The sequence below is a fragment of the Candidimonas sp. SYP-B2681 genome (assembly GCF_003971065.1).
Taxonomy (GTDB): domain Bacteria; phylum Pseudomonadota; class Gammaproteobacteria; order Burkholderiales; family Burkholderiaceae_B; genus Pollutimonas.
The window spans coordinates 501435-520743 of sequence record NZ_RYDV01000002.1; the positions used below are offsets into that span (position 1 = coordinate 501435).

Here is a 19309-nt window from a genome sequence, read left to right on the forward strand (position 1 = left end):
ATATTACTTTGCAATAAGGAGACGGCATGAATGCGCCATTGGTAAAAATAGAGGTACGTGGTCGCGTGGGTTTGCTTACGTTAGACAGGCCCAAGGCATTGAACGCGCTCAGCAATGAAGTTATTGATGAACTTTTTAAGGCCTTGACCGACTTCGATGCTGACGAAAACATTGGCGCCATAGTGCTCACAGGAAATGAGAAGGCGTTTGCCGCAGGAGCCGATATTGCGGCCATGCAAGGCTGGTCATACATGGACGTCTACAAGCAAGATTATCTTGGCGGCAATTGGGAGGCGCTCAAGCGGATACGCAAGCCCATTATCGCTGCTGTGGCTGGCTATGCATTGGGCGGCGGCTGTGAGCTCGCGATGCTTTGCGATTTTATTATCGCCGCTGAAAATGCCCGTTTCGGCCAACCGGAAATCAAATTGGGTGTCATTCCCGGTTATGGCGGAACACAGCGCCTGCCGCGGGCGATAAGCAAAGCTAAAGCGATGGATCTTGTTTTGACGGCCCGCATGATGGATGCCGCAGAAGCCGAGCGGGCGGGTCTGGTGTCGCGCGTCGTACCGGTCGAGCGTTTACTGGACGAGGCCATTGAAGCCGCCACAATCATCGCGTCGATGTCCTTGCCCTCGGTCATCATGGCAAAAGAGTGCGTGAATATGGCATATGAGGGTTCCCTTAACGAGACGCTTATGTTCGAGCGCCGGAATTTCCATGCCCTTTTCGCAACAGACGACCAAAAAGAGGGCATGGCAGCGTTCGTCGAAAAACGAAAGCCCGAATTCAAGCATCAATAGCGTGCAGCATCCGCATCGCGACCGAATTTTTTTCTGGCCGCGATGCTTCAAGCAGGTTGTCGACGGTACTGGGGACATAAAACCCTCTGTCTACTGATTTGCGCGCAGGTAAAAAATAAAGTTATACTCTCGCAGTTTGCCGCATTCGGTAAAACCCTTACACGCTCCGCCATTTGCGGGACTTGTAATCAACCGGATGGCTAGGTCGGTATGGAAACAGAGACACCCCTTGTGCTTACCGAGCAGGAACGTGCAGCAATAAATCGACGTGCTACTAGTGGTATCCTTCGTACCCTTGTGGCTCAGGCGATTATGGCTTGCGTGGCAGTGCTGGTTTCAGGGTTGGTATCAGGAGGCGCAGCCGCCGTTTCGGCCTTGATTGGCGCCCTTGCATATTTTTTACCCAACGCGCTATTCGCGCTGCGTTTATTGCTTGGCCTGCTTGGTCCGGTAAAATCGAATCCCTTCACCTTTTTTATCGGTGAGGCATTGAAGCTTGGTTCCGCAGTGGCTGTGCTGGTTCTTGTGGCATGGCTGGGTCGCGAATGGGTAGTATGGCCCGCTTTGCTGTTTGGGTTGTTGTGCGTTTTGAAGGGCTATGTGCTGCTGCTCGTGTTTCGCAAGCTGCCGTAGCAATACAGATTAATTCACGGGCCTTGTGCTCCGGTTATATGCTTACAGGATAAGGTTTCAGATGGCAGCCGCTCAAGATATTTCGCCTCAGTCTGAGTACATTCAACACCACTTGGTGCACCTGAATAGTTCCGGTGAAAAACAGTCCGTCATAGCTGATTTCGGTATCGTTAACTACGATTCCCTATTTTGGGCCATTCTAACGGGTCTCGTTGTCGTGTTCCTGTTGTGGCGTGCGGCAAAAATGGTGACTACGGGTGTGCCGGGCCGTTTTCAAGCTTCGATCGAAATGCTGGTCGATATGGTAGAAGAGCAGGCCAAAAGCATTGTTCCTAATGCGGCATCGCGTCGTTTCGTATCGCCATTGGCCCTGACGGTGTTCTTGTGGATCATCCTCATGAACGCGCTCGATCTGATCCCGGTCGACTTTCTGGCTTCCATATTCCGCATGACGGGTTTGGGTGCCGAACATGACGACGTCCTTTATTACCACCGTATTCTGCCTACGGCCGACCTGAACGTGCCTATGGGCATGGCGTTGGGTGTGCTGCTTTTGATGTTCTATTACGGCATGAAAATCAAGCAGCCTGGCGGTTTCATCAAAGAATTATTTACTGCTCCCTTTCACGCCCCTGGCATTGGTGCCTTGTTCCTTGCGCCGTTCAATTTCTTGTTGAACTGCATTGAATACGCTGCCAAATCGGTCTCCCTGGGTATGCGGTTGTTCGGCAATATGTTTGCCGGCGAGCTTATTTTCATGTTGATCGCCTTGTTGGGTGGCGCATGGACCGGATTTAATGGTGCAAGCATAGGCTTGGGTATTGGGCATGTTCTGGCAGGATCGTTGTGGGCTATTTTCCACATCCTTATCGTGCTGTTGCAGGCGTTTATTTTCATGATGTTGACTCTCGTGTATGTGGGTCAGGCTCACGAAGGCCATTAATATTTTTCGGTTTGGGCAGTTTCGCCCAGCCGGGGTGCAAGGTGTTCTTGCAAAAGCAGTTTCTTTTGACTTTTTGATTACACGGTTATTAACCAAGGAGTTGTTATGACCAACGTTGCTTTCGTTGCTCTAGCTTGCGGTCTTATTATTGGTCTCGGCGCATTCGGTGCCTGCATTGGTATCGCTTTGATGGGGGGCAAATATTTGGAAGCTTCTGCTCGTCAGCCTGAACTGATGAACGCTCTACAGACCAAAATGTTCTTGTTGGCCGGTCTTATCGATGCTGCGTTCCTGATCGGTGTTGGTATCGCCATGTTGTTTGCATTCGCCAACCCGTTCGTCGGGTAAGCATTGCCGCCCGTCTCGACGGGTTAAGCAGCCGCAGGCGCCAAATAGGCCGTCTGCGGCATGGACATCAAGTGTCAGGTAGCGCCGCTACGTGGCATTATGGGTATTAAAGGGAAACGACCGTGAATTTAAACGCGACTCTCTTTTTTCAGATGATCGTGTTTTTCGTGCTTGGCTGGTTTACGATGAAATTCGTATGGCCTCCGCTCACGAAAGCAATGGATGATCGCCGTCAGAAAATTGCCGATGGCCTTGCGGCCGCCGACAAGGGCAAGGCCGATTTGGCCCAGGCTCAGGCGCGTATCAGCCTAATCGAGGCTTCTGCAAAAACAGAAAACCATGCTCGTATGGTCGAGGCCGAGAAACAGGCTGCGGTGTTAATCGACCACGCTCGTCGTGAAGGTGAGGCCGAGAAGGCACGCATCATCGCCCAGGCTCAACAAGACGCTGCCCAAGAGGTTCAGCGTGTTCGCGAAAGCTTGCGCGCCGATGTCGCTATTCTTGCCGTCAAGGGTGCAGAACAGATTCTCAAACGAGAAGTCGACGCACAGGCACATGCCGAGCTGTTAAATCAGCTCCAGGCTCAACTCTAAACGCAGGCAGGCCATGGCTGAACTTTCGACTATCGCTAGACCCTACGCCGAAGCGCTGTTTGCAACGGCCCGCGACGACCAGGCAGGCCTGGCGTCATGGTCAAGTCTGGTATCCGAGCTGGCTCATGTGGCCAGCCTCGGAGACGTGCGCGATGCGCTGACAGACCCGCGTCTTGATACAGCTCAGCGTATCGAGCTGTTTGCGGGTTTGATAAAAACACCGCTTTCGCAACAGGCACGAAACTTCATCGAACTGCTGGTAAGCAACCGCCGTATACTGGTGTTGCCGGAAATTGCCGAGCAGTTTGAAATATTGAAAAACCAACACGAAGGTACGGCGCTGGCTCAAATCAGCAGTGCTTTTGCGCTAAGCGACGAGCAGGTACAGAAGCTCGTGTCGGGTCTGGAAAAGAAGTTTGGCCTCAAACTCAAGCCGGCCATCACGGTAGATACTAGCCTCATCGGTGGTGTGCGCGTGATCGTTGGCGACCAAGTACTAGATACTTCTGTGCAGGCCCAGTTGGCCCGTATGCGCGATACTCTGGCCGCCTGAAGCGAGCCAGATAACAGGATTCCAGGAGTCTGAACATGCAACTTAATCCGTCAGAGATCAGCGAACTGCTCAAGAGCCGCATCGAAGGCTTGGGCGCGTCGACCGATGTACGTACGCAAGGCACGGTTGTTTCCGTGACCGACGGTATTACCCGCATCCACGGTTTATCCGACGTGATGCAAGGCGAAATGCTTGAATTCCCAAATAATGTGTTCGGTCTTGCGCTCAATCTAGAGCGTGATTCTGTTGGCGCTGTTATTTTGGGCGATTACACCGGTGTGTCAGAAGGCGACCCGGTTAAAACTACAGGCCGTATTCTTGAAGTGCCCGTAGGCCCCGAGCTGCGCGGCCGTGTGGTCGATGCGCTGGGTAACCCGATCGATGGCAAAGGCCCCGTTAATGCCAAGGCCACCGATATTATCGAAAAAGTCGCCCCTGGCGTTATTGCCCGTAAGTCGGTTTCGCAGCCTCTGCAAACCGGTATTAAGGCAATTGACGCCATGGTGCCAATTGGCCGTGGTCAGCGCGAACTGATCATTGGCGACCGTCAAACCGGTAAAACCGCTGTTGCCGTCGACACCATCATCAGCCAAAAAGGCAAAAACGTTACTTGCGTGTACGTTGCTATTGGCCAGAAAGCATCGACGATCAACAACGTGGTGCGCAAGCTCGAAGAGCATGGCGCGCTCGAATATACAATTATCGTTTCCGCTGCAGCGTCTGAATCGGCTGCGATGCAGTACCTTTCAGCCTATGCCGGCTGCACCATGGGCGAGTATTTCCGTGATCGTGGCGAAGATGCCCTGATCATATACGACGATCTGACTAAACAAGCTTGGGCTTATCGCCAGGTATCTTTGCTGTTGCGCCGTCCTCCAGGCCGTGAAGCCTACCCAGGCGACGTGTTCTATCTGCACTCCCGTTTGCTCGAGCGTGCAGCGCGTGTCAACGAAGAGTATGTTGAAAAGTTCACCAATGGTGCGGTTAAGGGCAAGACAGGTTCATTGACAGCTCTGCCTATCATTGAAACGCAGGCCGGTGACGTTTCGGCCTTCGTTCCAACCAACGTGATTTCGATTACTGACGGCCAGATCTTCCTAGAAACCGACTTGTTCAACGCCGGTGTGCGTCCCGCAATCAACGCCGGTATTTCGGTTTCGCGAGTTGGTGGCGCGGCGCAAACAAAAGTGGTCAAGAAAATGTCCGGCGGTATTCGTACCGACTTGGCTCAGTATCGCGAATTGGCCGCATTTGCTCAGTTCGCCTCTGACCTGGACGACGCCACCCGCCGCCAGCTCGAACGCGGCAAGCGCGTGGTTGAACTGCTCAAGCAGCCTCAGTATCAGCCACTGCAGGTCTGGGAACTGGCCGTTACGCTGTTCTCAGTCAATAACGGTTACCTCGACGATCTAGAAGTCGGTCAGATTCTGTCTTTTGAAAAAGCGCTCAAAGAGTCCCTCAAGTCAAAAAATGAAGGGATGATTCAGCGTATCGAAGACACTAAAGAGCTGTCCAAAGACGACGAAGCCGAACTGGTTGCAGCCATACTAGAGTTCAAAAAGCACGGTGCTTTTTAAGTTTTACTGGCGAGGGTGATGAAGCATAGTCTTCAGTATCCATACGTAATGCGGGGCTTGCGCAAGCGGCCCTGCTATAACGCCCTTTCAGGAAAAAGCGATGGCCGGAATTAAGGAAATTCGAACCAAGATCAAGAGCGTGCAAAACACGCGCAAGATCACCAAAGCCATGGAGATGGTTGCGGCGTCCAAAATGCGCAAGGCGCAAGAGCGGATGCGTGCAGGCCGTCCCTATGCAAACAGGGTACGGGATATTGCCGCCAACTTAATGCAGGCACATCCCGATTACTCGCATCCCTATATGGATGAACGCACTAACGTGCGCGGAGTGGGTGTAGTGGTGATCAGTACCGACAAAGGTTTGTGCGGTGGTCTGAATACAAACATCATGCGTCTGGTGCTGGCTCGTCTGAAAGAGTTCGACAAGCAGGGCATCAATGTGCAGGTGACGGCATTGGGTAGCAAGGGTGCCGGTGTGTTGACACGTATTGGCTCAAATCTGGTTTCCCAAGAGGTTCAGCTGGGCGATACCCCGAATCTTTCACGCCTTATCGGTGCAATCAAAGTACAGATCAACGATTTCGTCGACGGCAAGATCGACGCCATTTATATGGCAACGAATCGTTTCGTTAACACCATGAAGCAAGATCCGGTTTTCATCCGCCTTCTGCCTTTGCCTAGTGGTCTTGAAGATCCTTTCCAAGCGATAGGCGAATTTGCCGTCCCCGGCAAAAGTGTCGCAAAGACGACTTACGGCTGGGATTACATCTACGAACCTGATTCAAAGAGCGTGATTGACGACTTGTTGATGCGTTACGTAGAAGGCCTTGTATATCAAGCTGTCGCAGAAAACATGGCCTCCGAGCAATCGGCTCGCATGGTGGCCATGAAGTCGGCATCCGACAATGCCAAAAAAGTCATTGGCGATCTGGAACTGGTCTATAACAAGACCCGCCAGGCTGCCATTACCAAAGAAATTTCAGAAATCGTGGGGGGCGCTGCCGCTGTTTAAGATTAAACAGAAAGGCATCCCGTCAAAGATATTTAGCAAGGACTAAACATGAGCAACGGTACCATCGTTCAGTGCATCGGCGCCGTGGTGGATATTCAGTTCCCCCGCGACAGCATTCCAAAAATTTACGACGCCCTAAAGCTTGTCGACGAAAGCTCGGCATTTGCCGAAGCCGGTCTGACATTCGAAGTGCAGCAGCAACTGGGCGACGGCGTGGTGCGTACGATTGCCATGGGTTCCAGCGACGGTTTGCGTCGTGGTATGGCTGTGGCCAACTCGGGTGCCCCTATTTCAGTGCCGGTTGGTATGGGTACGCTGGGTCGCATCATGGACGTACTGGGTCGGCCCATCGACGAACGCGGCCCTATCCTGGCCGACGAAGTGCGCGCCATCCACCAGGACGCTCCGAGATTCGACGAGCTCTCCCCGTCAGTTGAATTGCTCGAAACCGGCATCAAGGTTATCGATCTGGTCTGCCCATTTGCCAAAGGCGGTAAGGTTGGCCTCTTCGGCGGCGCCGGCGTGGGCAAGACAGTGAACATGCTCGAACTCATCAATAACATCGCTAAGGCACATAGTGGCTTGTCGGTGTTTGCGGGTGTGGGCGAACGTACTCGCGAAGGTAATGACTTCTATCACGAAATGGCTGAAGCCGGCGTTATCAAACTTGATAACCTGTCCGAGTCCAAAGTGGCGATGGTCTTCGGTCAAATGAATGAGCCTCCCGGTAACCGTCTGCGTGTTGCGCTTTCCGGCCTGACCATGGCCGAGAAATTTCGTGACGAAGGCCGAGACATCCTATTCTTCGTTGATAACATCTACCGTTACACTCTGGCGGGAACCGAAGTATCGGCTCTGCTGGGTCGTATGCCGTCGGCCGTGGGTTATCAGCCTACACTGGCTGAAGAAATGGGTAAGCTCCAGGAACGCATCACTTCCACCAAGACCGGTTCCATTACGTCTATTCAAGCCGTATATGTTCCAGCCGATGACTTGACTGATCCTTCACCTGCCACAACCTTCCAGCATTTGGATTCCACTATCGTGTTGTCGCGTGATATCGCTGCCCTGGGTATTTATCCCGCAGTCGACCCGCTCGACTCCGGCAGCCGTCAGCTTGATCCGCAAGTCGTGGGTGAAGAGCACTATGCGATCGCTCGAAATGTGCAGCAAATCTTGCAACGGTACAAAGAATTGCGCGACATTATCGCTATTCTGGGTATGGACGAACTGTCTCCTGAAGACAAACAAGCGGTCGCGCGTGCTCGTAAGATTCAGCGCTTCCTGTCGCAGCCTTTCCACGTGGCTGAAGTTTTCACGGGCTCGCCAGGCAAGTACGTTCCCCTGACAGAAACGCTGCGCGGCTTTAAAATGATTGTTGACGGCGAGTGCGATGCCTTGCCCGAACAGGCTTTCTACATGGTTGGTTCTATCGACGAAGCCTTCGAAAAAGCCAAGAAACTCCAATAAGGATTACACATGGCCTACTTGAATGTTGACGTGGTCAGTGCAGAAGAATCGATCTTCACCGGTGAGGCGAAGTTCGTGACACTGCCTGGCGAGTCGGGTGAACTGGGAATTTTGCCCGGCCACACACCGCTTATTTCGCGCATTCGCCCCGGAACGGTCAAAGTTGTTCTGGTCGACGGCACCGAGGTAAACATTTTCGTCGCCGGCGGTATCCTCGAGATCCAGCCGGGCACGGTTACGGTATTGTCAGATACCGCGATTCGAGCCGAAGATCTTGATGAAGCCAAGGCAATAGAAGCGCGCAAACGCGCTGAAGAAGCCCTGCGCAACACCAAGGACAAGGCTGATATCGCTGTGGTCGAAGCCGAACTTGCCATGCTTGCTGCGCAAGCAGCTGCCGCACGCAAGCTTAGCCAAGGTCGACGTTCGCACTAAAGAAACAGGCGGCTTAGGCTGCGTGTTCAATGCAAGAAGGGCACCGTCAAGGTGCCTTTCTTGCGTTTGGCGAGGTTAGCAATCGTCAATGATTTTCCCAAGTGGAACAGTAGTTAAGTACTTCCCGAGTTCTTAGTTTTCCGAATTGCTGGCGCCCTGCCCAGTCTTTACTCTTGCACTATCGGAGCTGAATGCCATGTGGGCGCACGTTCAGTGTTTCGATATGCAATAGATTCGTGGCATTTTGCCGTACCTGAATGGCCTGATTGCCTGTAGGCCGTACGCTTTCGGAGGACACTATGAGAGAATTTCTGGATTGTGCTGTTCTAAGTACCACGTGTAATGAAGACTGGGTCGACCGGTGGTTGCAATCGCACGGTGCGACCCGGCTGCAGTTACACAGGCTGGAAGCTGCCGACACCCGCAACCCCGACTCTGTGGCAACGCTGGCAGTCGCTTCGATGCGTCTGAAACGCTTTGACGCCTGTCTTCTTCCGGTTGCAGAGCATAACCTCGCATGGGCCCGCACGGCGCTCTCCGCCGCTCAGGGCGTCTTGCAAACGCCGGTTCTTGCTTTGGTGCGCAACCTGAAGGCGGCCGCGCTGAATGATCTCTACGCCCTGGGGCTATCAGATTTCATTCGCGACCCGGTATGTCCAGAAGAATTACGCGTGCGTATTCAGCGAATGCTTGGCAACAGGCGTTATCATGGCGGCTTGGATATGGCATCCGCTGCGCTGGGCGAATCGGTGGCACAATATCAGGGCCAGCACGGGTCTGCCAACCAGGACACCATATGCGCTACTATTCTTGATCGTAGTGGAATTGAACTGGATGCCTTCGCCGCCGCATCGGCGTCGCGATGCGCCACCTCCAAAGAATCATTTCGCACTGCCAAAAGCAAGGTAATAGAACGGTTCGAACGTGCCTACATCACTGCCGCACTGGGCCGTCATTCCGGCAATATTGCCATGGCAGCGCGTGCCGCCCAGAAGCACCGCCGTGCGTTTTGGGCTCTTATGCGCAAGCATGAAATCGATGCGGCGCCGTTTCGTTGCGAGCCCGCCCCCACTCATCCCCGAGACGGTTAAAATCGGGGGTCTTAGATTAAGGATTGCCGTGACTGCACCTATTTTGAAAAACGATATCTTCCTGCGTTCATTGATGCGCGAGCCCGTGCCTTACACCCCGCTTTGGCTTATGCGCCAAGCGGGGCGCTATTTGCCCGAGTACAACGAAACTAGGGCCCGTGCGGGATCGTTCCTCGCCTTGGCACAAAATCGTGAATACGCCTGTGAAGTTACGCTTCAGCCACTTTTGCGTTTCAAGCTTGACGCGGCGATTTTGTTTTCCGACATCCTGACCATTCCGCACGCCATGGGTCTGGGCCTGGATTTCCTGACGGGCGAGGGCCCAAAATTTGCGCATCCCGTTCGCCACGAAGACGATGTTAAAAAACTGGTCGTGCCTGATATGGCCAAATTGCAGTACGTGTTTGATGCCGTTTCACTGATCCGAAAAGAGCTCGACGGCAAAGTGCCCCTGATTGGCTTTGCGGGCAGCCCCTGGACGGTCGGATGCTATATGGTTGAAGGCCAAGGATCCAGCGATTATCGTCTAATCAAAACGATGCTCTACAGCCGCCCCGATCTTCTGCACCGCATACTCGAAATCAATGCACAGGCAACCACTGAATACCTGAATGCTCAGATCCAGGCCGGCGCCCAGGCGGTCATGATTTTCGACAGCTGGGGTGGCGTGCTAGCCGATGGGCTTTTCCACGAGTTCTCGCTGGCATACACGCATAAGGTCATGCGGGGTCTTATACGCGAACACGAAGGCCGCAAAGTCCCAGCCATCGTCTTCACCAAAGGCGGCGCTCAGTGGATCGAACAGATCGCCAGCATCGGCTGCGACGCTGTCGGTCTAGACTGGACGGCCAATTTGGCGCATGTTCGTCAGCGCACGGCGGATTCTGTTGCGTTGCAGGGTAACCTCGATCCTATGGCGTTGTTCGGCGGTGAAGCCGCTATACGGGCTGAGGCTAGGCGCGTTATCGATGACTTTGGTCCAGTGAAGAATGGTGGGCATGTTTTTAACCTTGGTCATGGAATATCGCGGTTCACGCCGCCCGAAGCGGTCTCCGTGCTGGTCGACGAAGTTCATACGTACAGCCGGGCAATGCATCAAAACTGAACGAAATCAAGGGGCATTACCCCTTGATTTTTAAGGTAGCACTCGGGTTGTACACAATTCGACGTGCTACGCGCAATCAGTTCATACAGTTTAGTTGCATTTGAAGTTCGGGGCGTAAGCCATTGTTTCGTATCGACTTTACTAAATTATGAACCGTTTTTTCATAAATTTTACCTGTCACGCAGTTGACTTTTGAAGACTTGTGTCGCAGTTTTCCCCAAAGTTATCCACAGGCTTGCTCTCCACCCCTCAAAAACCGCTTGCCGCTTGCGTTTACGCCGTTAAGCGAGAATTCACTTGAAGTATTAATGTCAGAACTCACTGTAGCCGACCACTCGCCCACATCGGGTCCAGGCACGAACGAGCTGCTTGCTTATTGGCTGCGAGTGGCGCTCGACGTTCCGCTGCTAGATGTGTTCGATTATCGATCCACAAGCCCAGTGCCTATTGGTTCCCGTGTAATCGTTCCTTTTGGTCGCCGCAAACTGGTTGGTATTGTGGTGGCGACTCCGCAACGGCCTGCGCTGGCTCCTGAACAGATCAAGGACATTGATCAGTTTCTGGATGATACGCCGCCTATGCCAGCAGATTGGATAAGGCTGGCTTCTTTTGCCGCGAATTATTATCAGCGGCCCATCGGCGAAGTCATGTTGCCGGCATTGCCTCATGGTTTGCGCAAAGTCTTGGCGTACCAAGGGAAGCGTTCTGCAGGCGGACCAGTAAAACGCATAGACCGGCGGAAAACGCCAGTAACGGCTTCTTGCCAGTCCGATTCCGTTCCTATGCTGAACGACGAGCAGTCCGGCGCAGCCAAAGGCATTGCTGCCTTACAGGGGCATAAGACAGTGCTCTTGTATGGCGTTACCGGCAGCGGCAAGACCGAGGTTTACCTGCACGCTGCGCAGGCCGCCTTGGCGCGTGGCCGTCAGGTGTTGTTCATGGTGCCCGAGATCAACCTGACACCGCAGCTCGAGCAATCTCTGCGTGCCCGGCTGGCTGGCACCGGGGACCCTGGCACGCTGGCGGTAATGCACAGCGGCTTGGCGGATGGCGAACGTCTCCAGGCCTGGCTACGGGTTCAACGGGGTGAAGCGCGAATTTTGCTGGGAACACGCTTGGCCATTTTCGCTCCTATGCCGGACCTTGGTCTCATCATCGTCGACGAAGAACACGATTCCTCGTACAAGCAGCAAGACGGTTTGCGTTACTCAGCGCGGGACCTCGCCGTTTGGCGAGGGCGCGATCGCGATGTCCCAGTTGTTCTTGGGTCGGCAACACCTTCTCTCGAGAGCTGGAATCATGCCGAACGCGGCCATTATCAGCGCTATACGCTGGCACGCCGCGCGCGCGAGGTAGAGTTGCCAAAGGTCCGCCTGGTCGATACGCGGCGGCTCGCCATGCAAGAAGGGTTCTCTCCCCATTTAGTCAAAGCACTGGGCGAGCGACTGGAACGCGGTGAGCAATCCCTCATTTTTCTTAATCGCCGCGGTTATTCACCGGTTCTTAATTGTGCTTCTTGCGCTTGGGTCAGCAGTTGCCCCCGGTGCACGGCGTACACGGTGTTGCATCGAGCCGGGTCAAGGCGCAACCAATTGCAATGCCATCACTGTGGGTACCAAGCCCGAGTGCCGCATGCCTGTCCTGACTGTGGTGACCAAGACCTGAAACCAATGGGGCGAGGGACGCAACGGGTTGAAGAACATTTAGCCGAACTTTTCCCCACGGCACGCATTGCACGGATAGACGCCGATAGTACGCGTTTGAAGGGCAGCGCCGCCGCTTTGTTTGCCAAAGTGCATGCGGGTGAAGTCGACCTGCTCGTGGGCACCCAAATGGTTGCCAAAGGGCACGATTTCGCCAATCTGGGGCTGGTAGGGGTATTAAATGCCGATGCCATGTTATTTGCACAGGATTTTCGCGCTCCGGAACGCCTATTCGCGCAGCTGATGCAGGTGGCCGGAAGGGCCGGGCGTCACGTGCGAGGTGGCGAGGTCATTATTCAGACCGATTACCCCGAACAGGCGGTATACCAGGCGCTAATCAAGCATGATTATCCGGGCTTTGCGAAATATGGCCTGGCAGAGCGGGATGCAGTAGGTTTGCCACCGTACGCTTTTCAGGCGCTTCTAACGGCCGAGGCCAAGCAACTGCCTATTGCGATTGATTTCTTGAAACACGCGCGCGGGCTTCCGGCAGAATACCCCGATGACTATACTACCGCGTCTGCCATTACCGTATACGACCCTGTACCTCTGCGCGTCGTTCGGGTCGCCAATATCGAACGTGCGCAGTTACTGGTGGAAAGTACAAATCGGCCCGCGCTCCAGGCGTTTTTAACCGTCTGGTCATATGCTTTGGGAGACCTCGCACGGCGTTTTCGCGTGCGTTACAACCTTGAAGTCGATCCCCTGGAAATTTAAGAAGGTTTGTATTGAATTCTTCCCGCGGTCATACCGTAGCATCCGACCTGAACGCCATGCAGCGTCAAGCGGTGCTGTACCTGGACGGACCGTGCCTTGTCTTGGCCGGGGCAGGTAGTGGTAAAACACGGGTCATCACGCAGAAAATAGCGTATCTCTTAAGAGAATGCGGTTATTCGGCGAAGCAGGTGGTCGCCCTTACCTTCACCAACAAAGCCGCGCGCGAAATGAACGATCGGGTTAAGTTGTTGGTAGATCCCAAGCTCGCCAAAGGCCTTACAGTAAGTACGTTTCACTCGCTCGGATTGCGTTTCCTTCGGGAAGAGGCTACCCATGCCGGCCTGAAGCCCCAATTTTCGATACTTGATTCCAATGACGCGCTGGGAATTATCCAGGAACTTTTAGCGACCACAGACAAGGCTCGCTTGCGGGCGGTACAGCAAAATATCTCGTTATGGAAAAACGCCTTGATGGATCCCGATGCGGCCGATCGCAGTGCATCCAGCCCCAGTGAAGTCGAAGCCGCAAAGATTTACCGCAGCTATAGCGCTACGCTGGTCGCCTACCAGTCTGTCGACTTTGATGACCTGATTCGACTGCCTGCCTTGCTTATGGAAAATAACGCCGAAGTAAGACAGCGCTGGCAGGCACGTGTGCATTATCTGCTGGTGGATGAATACCAGGATACGAACGTTTGCCAGTACCGTCTTGTGCAATGGTTGACCGGCGACCGGGCAATGCTGACGGCTGTGGGCGATGATGATCAAGCCATTTATGCCTGGCGCGGCGCCACAGTCGAAAATCTCGCCAAGCTCACGACTGATTATCCCTCTTTGAAGATTATCAAGCTCGAGCAAAACTATCGCTCGGTGCAGCGTATATTGTCCGCCGCTAACCAGGTGATCAGCAAGAATCCGAACCTTTTCGGCAAAAAACTGTGGTCAGACCTGGGGATGGGGGAACCTATACAGGTTACACCGATGGACAGCGAAGAGGCCGAGGCCGAGTCGATTGCTGTGCGCGTTTCTGCGGCACGCTTCGAACGTCAGGCCGAATGGCGGGATTTTGCTGTGCTCTACCGAAGCAATCATCAAGCCCGCGCGCTCGAACAGGCGCTGCGCAATCTTAGAATTCCTTACACCATATCAGGCGGACAGAGCTTTTTTGAAAAGCCTGAAATTCGTGACATTCTGGCTTACCTGCGCCTTATCGCCAACGATAACGATGATCCCGCATTTATCAGGGCAGTAACGACACCGCGGCGCGGAATTGGCCAGGCGACGTTGCAGTCGTTGGGGCAGTTTGCCGCGGAACGGCAATTGTCCTTGTTTGAAGCGATCTTCGAGATAGGGACCACGGAAAGGTTGGCCGCTAAGCAGCTCGAACCGTTGCAGGTGTTCGGGGCGTTCATTCAGCGCATTCAGATGCGGGCCGGACGCAAAGAGGCTGTGCTACGCGTTATGCCCGGCAGCGGAAATCTTTTTGCTGGCGATGAAACACCGCATGATATCGGCGCGGATGGGGCGCGAGATGATTCGGCCGGTACGATAATGGACGACCTACTGAACGTCATCCAGTACGAACGTTTTTTATATGACACACTGGAAGAGCGGCCCGCCCAGACTCGTTGGAACAATGTAATGGAACTGGTATCGTGGCTGAAGCGCAAGGCGTCGGAGGATGATCTGACCTTGGTTCAATTAGTGCAACACGTGGCCTTGGTCACGATGCTCGAACGTTCCGAGGACGAGGATCCTGACGCGGTCAAGCTTTCCACCTTACATGCATCCAAAGGGCTGGAATATCCGCATGTTTATTTAGCTGGCGTAGAAGAAGGTCTGCTGCCCCATCTAGGACGCGACGAAGACGATGCCGATCCTGCCACGGCGGCCGAGGCGATGGCCCTGCGCATCCAGGAAGAGCGTCGGCTGATGTATGTGGGTATTACTCGTGCCCAGCGCAGCCTACACCTTACCTGGTGCAAGAAGCGTCGCCGGGCTCGCGAAGATGTCGTGCGCGAGTGCTCGCGATTCATCGAGGAAATGGGGCTGGCTGACGTCAAAATGGAAGAAGACCCCGCCACGCGTGCGCTGACGCCTAAAGACCGACTGGGCATGCTGCGGGCTCTGCTCAATAAATCCTGATCATACGCCCTGCCAGCGTACGGTAGAAATTGGGGGCATAAAAAAGCCTACCTTCTCGGCAGGCTTTTACTATAGCGGCTTATGCGATTAAGCGCTGCTTACCACTGCGAACGCGAAAATCTTGCGTCTTGTGCGCGGGCTTCATCAAGTGCACGCGTCAAGTCAACCATATAGCTGGAAAAAAACCTTGCGCCGCGTAGCAAGCCAGCGAAAATAGTTTTGCCCAGGGTGGTGATCGAGAATGTATCGCCCTTGTTCAACTCGTCACGCATCAGGTCGCGCTCGAGGGAATCGCTGAGGCCGCTGTACTGGTTGTAAGAAAGATTCGACATAATTACTCACCTATAAAAGAGCTGTGTGCTGACATGAGTAATTATAGGGTTTACCCTAAGATATAGCTAGGGTAAACCCTGATATATTCTTTTTGGCCCAATAGGGGTATGGAAGTGGCGTTTATTAACCACACAATCCTGTCAAAGCGGCTTTCTTTCAAAGAAACGTTGAAATGCGGCTTGTGCTTCATCGGATTTGAGCCTTTCGGTAAACACTAAACGCTCGTAATCGAAAGTGGCCATCAGTTCGGCATGCGCCGGTTCGCGCAGCATCTTTTTGGATATCCGTAGTGCCTCGGCCGGTAGTCTGCCCAAGGCATCGGCTGTGGCCTGCGCTTGCTGGAGGGCCTGGCCCGCGGGTGCGACCGCCGTAATGAAGCCACTATCGCAAGCCTCGGTCGCGCTAAACGGTTTGCCCAACAAAAGCCATTCGGCGGCTCGCCGTGGACCGACCGCTTTGGCGAGCATGGTGCTTGAACCGCCTTCTGGGCAAAGTCCCAACGAAACGAAGGGCATGCTGAACCGCGCGGTGGCGCCGGCATATATGAAATCACAATGCTGAAGTAGCGTGACACCTATACCTATTGCGTGGCCCTCAACGGCAGCGATGACCGGTACATCGACGCTAGCCAACGTACGCAAGAAAGACAAGGCCGGGCTGTCGACCATGCTGCGGTGTCCTTGAAACTCGCTCAGGTCGTTGCCGGCAGTAAAGCAATCGTGAGTGCCGGTCAGGATGACGGCATGACAATGAGGATCTGCCTGTGCTTTCTGCAAGCCTTTTTCCAGCGTCTGGTACATCAGTGTGGTCAGGGCGTTGCGGCGTTCGGGCCGGTTGATGGTGAGTGTCGTGCAGTGGGCCTCGACTTTCGTTTCTATCATTAGCAGGGCTCCGGTGAACGCATCGTTGATCATTGGGAGGGCTTGAGGATATTTTTTAAGCTTATCGGCTATTGGTTCAGCCGGCAACCCAAATTCTTTGCCTAATCCGGCACGAGAGCGGTCCCCAGATGAAATGCATTTGTCGCGCAGCGGCACTTCGGCGCAAGATGGGGCAAAATAGCGCTTTTACTTGCCGAACAGGCTGTCAAATGTCCCTACGTCCCGCTCCTCTCACAGGAATACGTGTTTTAGATCTTACCCGCGTACTGGCGGGTCCGTGGTGCACCCAGAATTTGGCTGACCTTGGGGCAGAGGTCATTAAAATTGAACGCCCCGGCGCAGGCGACGACACGCGCGGCTGGGGTCCTCCGTACTTAAAAGATTCCCATGGCAAGGACACGACCGAAGCGGCTTATTACGCCTCGGCCAACCGCAACAAGCAGTCGGTCGCCATCGATATTGCGACGGAACGCGGTGCGGGTCTGGTACGCGAATTAGCGAAGCAATGCGACATTCTCGTAGAGAACTTCAAGGTCGGCGGCTTACTCAAGTATGGCTTGGACTACGAAAGCATCAAAGCTATCAACCCAGCGCTTATCTATTGCTCGATTACGGGCTTCGGCCAGACCGGACCTTATGCGAGCCGTCCGGGCTACGATTTCATGATACAGGGCATGGGCGGCCTTATGAGCATCACAGGCGAGCGAGATGATTTGAACGGCGGCGGCCCCCAGAAGGCGGGGGTTGCGGTGGCCGACCTGATGACGGGCATGTATTCGACGGTGGGCATACTTGCCGCGCTACACGAGCGCACCCGCAGCGGGCTGGGCCAGCATATAGACATGGCGCTGCTGGACTGCCAGGTTGCGATGCTGGCCAATCAGAACCTGAATTACCTGACGACAGGTGTTGCCCCTCAGCGCGCGGGAAACGCGCATCAAAATCTGGTGCCGTACCAAGTGTTTGCGGCGGCGGATGGGCATTTAATTGTGGCGGTCGGCAACGACACCCAGTTCAAGGCATACTGCCAGGTAATTGGCCGGCCGGCGCTACCCGATGATGTGCGCTTCAAGACGAATTCGAATCGAGTCATCAACCGCGAGACCTTAATCCCCTTGTTGGTAGCGGCCATGAAAACCCAGGCGCGCGATTATTGGCTCGAGGCGCTGGAGCGGGCAGGGGTCCCCGCGGGCCCCATCAATACTATCGATCAGGTCTACGATAATCCGCAAGTCAAAGCGCGTGGCATGCTGCAGAACTTGCCGCACAGCTCCGCCGGCCGGGCTCCGGTAGGGGCGAGCCCTTTGCGTTTTTCCGATAGTCCAGTGAACTATCATCATGCCGCGCCCTTGCTGGGCGAACATACCGAACAGGTTCTGCGAGAACGTCTGGGCCTGTCAGTCGAAGAAATCCAGGAGCTAACACAATGAAAGACATCAAGACAATAGGAATAGTTGGCGCAGGAGCCATGGGGCGCGGTATTGCCCAGATAGCAGCGCAGGCGGGATTTGACGTCTTGCTGTTCGATCTGAACGCGGACGCGGTTGCCGCAGCACGGACAAGCTTGAGCGAGATGTGGGACAAGCTTGCCGCTAAAGGCAAGATACCTCAGGACGTGGCGAAACAGTCGCTTCAGCGAGTGCAGTCGTGCACTGAGGTGCAGGCATTGAGCAAAGCCGATCTCGTGATCGAGGCCGTCGTCGAACGCCTGGACGTGAAATGCGAGCTGTTTCGGCAACTTGAAGGTATTGTGTCGGCCGACTGCATCCTGGCGTCCAACACATCGTCGCTGCCCATCACCGCAATCGCACAAGCCTGCACACATCCCTCGCGCGTTGCTGGTTTCCATTTCTTTAACCCCGTTCCATTGATGAAGGTGGTAGAAATAATAGATGGCCTGCGCAGCGATCCCCTTACAGGTGATGCGCTGATGGCTCTCGCCCGCGCCATGGGGCACACTCCCGTACGCGCCAAGGACATGCCTGGATTTATCGTGAACCATGCAGGCCGGGGTATGAATATCGAGGGGTTGAAGACGGCTCAGGAATCTGTCGCGCCTTTTTACCAGATCGACGCCATCATGCGCGAACAGGCTGGCTTCCGCATGGGGCCATTCGAACTCCTGGATCTTACTGGCTTGGATGTCTCGCATGCAGTGATGGAGTCGATTTATCAACAGTTCTATGATGAACCGCGCTTCCGACCCTCGCCCATTACTGCGGTGCGCAGTGCAGGCAAGCTGCTGGGTCGCAAGACTGGGCAAGGCTTCTATGCCTACCCTGAAGGTCAGAAGCAAGTGCCCGTGGAACCTGAAGTGCCTAAGCCCACTCAGGGGCTAAAAGTTTGGCTTGCGCCTTACCATTCGGTAGGTCACAAGCGGGCTGCCGCACTGTTAAAAGACCTAGGCGTAGCCATTATTGCGGCCGAAGCGCCGCCTGCGGACGCGCTCATCGTTGTGACGCCGTATGGCGAGGACACAGCCACCGTTGTAAGCGAGCATCTGCTGGATGGTGAACGTACCGTGGCACTGGATACTTTCTTCGGTCTCGAGCAAGGAAAACGGCGTGTATTGATGTGTTCGGTTGCGACACTGCCGAAATGGCGCGATGCCGCCCACGCTTTGTTCGCTAGCGACAACACGCCTGTTTCCATTATCGACGATTCAGCCGGTTTTGTTGGGCAGCGTGTCGTCGCCACCATTGTCAATGTGGCAAGCGATATCGCCCAACAGGCAATCGCTACGCCGACTGACATCGATCTTGCCGTATCTCTGGGCCTGGGGTACCCGAAGGGCGGTCCGTTATCGATGGGCGATTCGCTGGGAGGAGCGCACGTGCTAGAGATTCTGCGCTGCTTGTACCGGACTACCGGCGACATGCGTTATCGGCCTAGTCCATGGCTGCAGCGGCGGGTTCAACTGGGGTTGTCGCTTCGCGCCGAAGCGGCTTGCGTGGCACGATAGCCCGCG

The 19309-nt window shown here is 54.6% G+C and carries 18 protein-coding genes; 16 read left to right on the top strand and 2 right to left on the bottom strand.

Annotation, left to right across the window (positions count from 1 at the left end; translation table 11 throughout):
- Positions 1 to 26: 26 nt before the first annotated feature.
- From EKL30_RS06930 to EKL30_RS06995, 14 genes are all read left to right on the top strand, one after another.
- Positions 27 to 803: an enoyl-CoA hydratase gene (locus EKL30_RS06930; RefSeq protein WP_126706447.1), complete on the top strand. Its 777-nt coding sequence runs from the start codon at positions 27 to 29 to the stop codon at positions 801 to 803.
- 210 nt (positions 804 to 1013) lie between these two features.
- A complete protein-coding gene (locus EKL30_RS06935) occupies positions 1014 to 1436 on the top strand; it encodes an ATP synthase subunit I (RefSeq protein ID WP_126706448.1) in 423 nt (140 codons plus the stop codon).
- 61 nt (positions 1437 to 1497) lie between these two features.
- Positions 1498 to 2379, top strand: coding sequence for a F0F1 ATP synthase subunit A (gene atpB, locus EKL30_RS06940; RefSeq protein WP_126706449.1), 882 nt, complete (start codon positions 1498 to 1500; stop codon positions 2377 to 2379).
- Positions 2380 to 2484: 105 nt separating this feature from the next.
- Positions 2485 to 2727 (top strand): F0F1 ATP synthase subunit C, encoded by a 243-nt coding sequence (atpE, locus tag EKL30_RS06945; RefSeq protein WP_073102520.1) that lies wholly within the window; start codon positions 2485 to 2487, stop codon positions 2725 to 2727.
- A 122-nt stretch (positions 2728 to 2849) separates the two neighbouring features.
- The gene (locus tag EKL30_RS06950; protein ID WP_126706450.1) at positions 2850 to 3320 is read left to right on the top strand and encodes a F0F1 ATP synthase subunit B; all 471 of its coding nucleotides are present in this window, start codon (positions 2850 to 2852) and stop codon (positions 3318 to 3320) included.
- Between the two features lie 13 nt (positions 3321 to 3333).
- Positions 3334 to 3873: a F0F1 ATP synthase subunit delta gene (locus EKL30_RS06955; protein WP_126706451.1), complete on the top strand. Its 540-nt coding sequence runs from the start codon at positions 3334 to 3336 to the stop codon at positions 3871 to 3873.
- A 35-nt stretch (positions 3874 to 3908) separates the two neighbouring features.
- Entirely contained in the window at positions 3909 to 5450 is a 1542-nt protein-coding gene (gene atpA / locus EKL30_RS06960) for a F0F1 ATP synthase subunit alpha (RefSeq protein ID WP_126706452.1), read from the top strand.
- Between the two features lie 100 nt (positions 5451 to 5550).
- Positions 5551 to 6462 (top strand): F0F1 ATP synthase subunit gamma, encoded by a 912-nt coding sequence (gene atpG / locus EKL30_RS06965; protein ID WP_126706453.1) that lies wholly within the window; start codon positions 5551 to 5553, stop codon positions 6460 to 6462.
- Positions 6463 to 6510: 48 nt separating this feature from the next.
- Positions 6511 to 7932, top strand: coding sequence for a F0F1 ATP synthase subunit beta (gene atpD / locus EKL30_RS06970; protein WP_126706454.1), 1422 nt, complete (start codon positions 6511 to 6513; stop codon positions 7930 to 7932).
- Between the two features lie 9 nt (positions 7933 to 7941).
- Positions 7942 to 8367, top strand: coding sequence for a F0F1 ATP synthase subunit epsilon (locus tag EKL30_RS06975; RefSeq protein ID WP_126706455.1), 426 nt, complete (start codon positions 7942 to 7944; stop codon positions 8365 to 8367).
- A 299-nt stretch (positions 8368 to 8666) separates the two neighbouring features.
- Positions 8667 to 9458, top strand: coding sequence for a hypothetical protein (locus tag EKL30_RS06980; RefSeq protein WP_126706456.1), 792 nt, complete (start codon positions 8667 to 8669; stop codon positions 9456 to 9458).
- Between the two features lie 28 nt (positions 9459 to 9486).
- Entirely contained in the window at positions 9487 to 10563 is a 1077-nt protein-coding gene (gene hemE / locus EKL30_RS06985; RefSeq protein ID WP_126706457.1) for a uroporphyrinogen decarboxylase, read from the top strand.
- 380 nt (positions 10564 to 10943) lie between these two features.
- On the top strand, positions 10944 to 12983 hold the full coding sequence (locus EKL30_RS06990; protein WP_233582893.1) for a primosomal protein N': 2040 nt from the start codon (positions 10944 to 10946) through the stop codon (positions 12981 to 12983).
- Positions 12984 to 13039: 56 nt separating this feature from the next.
- A complete protein-coding gene (locus EKL30_RS06995; RefSeq protein WP_126706573.1) occupies positions 13040 to 15127 on the top strand; it encodes a UvrD-helicase domain-containing protein in 2088 nt (695 codons plus the stop codon).
- Positions 15128 to 15225: 98 nt separating this feature from the next.
- On the opposite strand, the gene EKL30_RS07000 is transcribed toward EKL30_RS06995, so the two are convergent.
- Both EKL30_RS07000 and EKL30_RS07005 read right to left on the bottom strand, forming a co-directional pair.
- The gene (locus EKL30_RS07000; RefSeq protein ID WP_126706459.1) at positions 15226 to 15459 is read right to left on the bottom strand and encodes a hypothetical protein; all 234 of its coding nucleotides are present in this window, start codon (positions 15457 to 15459) and stop codon (positions 15226 to 15228) included.
- Between the two features lie 141 nt (positions 15460 to 15600).
- Positions 15601 to 16341: an enoyl-CoA hydratase-related protein gene (locus EKL30_RS07005; protein WP_370246231.1), complete on the bottom strand. Its 741-nt coding sequence runs from the start codon at positions 16339 to 16341 to the stop codon at positions 15601 to 15603.
- A gap of 209 nt (positions 16342 to 16550) precedes the next feature.
- On the opposite strand from EKL30_RS07005, the gene EKL30_RS07010 reads away from it, so the two are divergent.
- The gene (locus EKL30_RS07010) at positions 16551 to 17771 is read left to right on the top strand and encodes a CaiB/BaiF CoA-transferase family protein (protein ID WP_126706460.1); all 1221 of its coding nucleotides are present in this window, start codon (positions 16551 to 16553) and stop codon (positions 17769 to 17771) included.
- Positions 17768 to 19303, top strand: a complete 1536-nt coding sequence (locus EKL30_RS07015) for a 3-hydroxyacyl-CoA dehydrogenase (RefSeq protein ID WP_126706461.1) — start codon at positions 17768 to 17770, stop codon at positions 19301 to 19303. Before EKL30_RS07010 ends, EKL30_RS07015 begins: the two co-directional genes overlap by 4 nt.
- Positions 19304 to 19309 lie beyond the last annotated feature (6 nt).